Source organism: Streptomyces phytophilus (genome assembly GCF_013870535.1).
GTDB lineage: Bacteria > Actinomycetota > Actinomycetes > Streptomycetales > Streptomycetaceae > Streptomyces > Streptomyces phytophilus.
In genome coordinates, this window is record NZ_JACBXC010001611.1 from 1 (window position 1) to 1,163 (window position 1,163).

Consider the following 1,163-nt stretch of genomic DNA (forward strand, 5'->3'; position numbering starts at 1 on the left):
GGCGGCGGAGCAGCGGCGCGCGGACGTCTCGGGGCAGGAGGTCAGGGCCGTCGACCCGGAGACGGGCGTGGAGGCCAGGATCGGCATGCGCCCGGTGACGTGGGGGACGAGCGTGGACCTGGATCTGCGCGGGGTGACGGGCCCGCGCCGGTGCGACCTCCAGGCGGTCGGGAAGGACGGCTCGCACGAGACGGTGACGAGCTGGGGCGTCCCGGCGGACGGCTACGGCGCCGGGAACGGCAGGAACGCGGGCGCCAGCGGCCAGGGCGGCGGGAACAGCCTGCGGACCTCCGGGGGGACGAGCATGTCGCCGGACGACATCGACCACTTCGAGGTGGTCACGTCGGAGGGCGACCGCCTGGTGGTGATCCCGACGGAAGCCGGCTGACCCCCCGCCCCGGCCCTGCGGGTCCCGTACCTCCGTCGGCCCGGGCCGGCCTCCGGTCACCCCGGGCCGTCCTCCCTCTGTCCCGCCTTTCGGCCCGGCCGGACCCCCGCTGCCACGTCCCGCCCCCGCCCTGCGGGTCCCGTACCCCCGCCGACCTGGGCCGACCTTTGGTCACCCCTCCGCGAGAGGTAAGATGAACGGCTGCCTTGTCCGTACGAAGGGGGCCGCGGGTGACCGCGCACATCACCGCCCCGGACTCCGTCCGGGATCGCGAGATCCAGGCCGAGCAGGACCATCTGGACCGCGTGTACGACCGCCTTGAGGAGAAGATCCACGAGGCGGAGTTCCTCATGAGCGACGCCGCCAAGCGCGGCCAGGTCGGCACCCCCGGCGCGCTCGCCGAGCGCGACGCCCAGGTCTTCCGCGCCGGCGTCCATCTCAACCGGCTGAACAGCGAGTTCGAGGACTTCCTCTTCGGCCGCATCGACCTCCTGCCCGGCAAGGACGGCGTCCGCGGCCCCGACGGCGCGTACACCTCCGTCGAGCCCGCCGACGACGCCGTGCACACCGTCGGCGCCGCCACCGACCCCGGCAGCGACGGCGGTGAGCAGCGCGCCCGGATCGAGGAGACCCTGCACATCGGCCGCCTCGGCGTCCTCGACGCCGACTACGCCCCGCTGGTCATCGACTGGCGCGCCCCCGCCGCCGCGCCGTTCTACCGCGCCACCCCCGTCGCCCCCGGCCGGGTCGTGCGCAGGCGCGTGATCCGCTCCAA

Annotated in this window: 2 pseudogenes; both read left to right on the forward strand. The window is 75.2% G+C overall.

What is annotated here, in order from left to right:
• A pseudogene (locus H5J30_RS34615) lies at positions 1–388 on the forward strand (zf-HC2 domain-containing protein); the annotation flags it as partial.
• 230 nt (positions 389–618) lie between these two features.
• A pseudogene (locus H5J30_RS34620) lies at positions 619–1,163 on the forward strand (helicase); the annotation flags it as partial.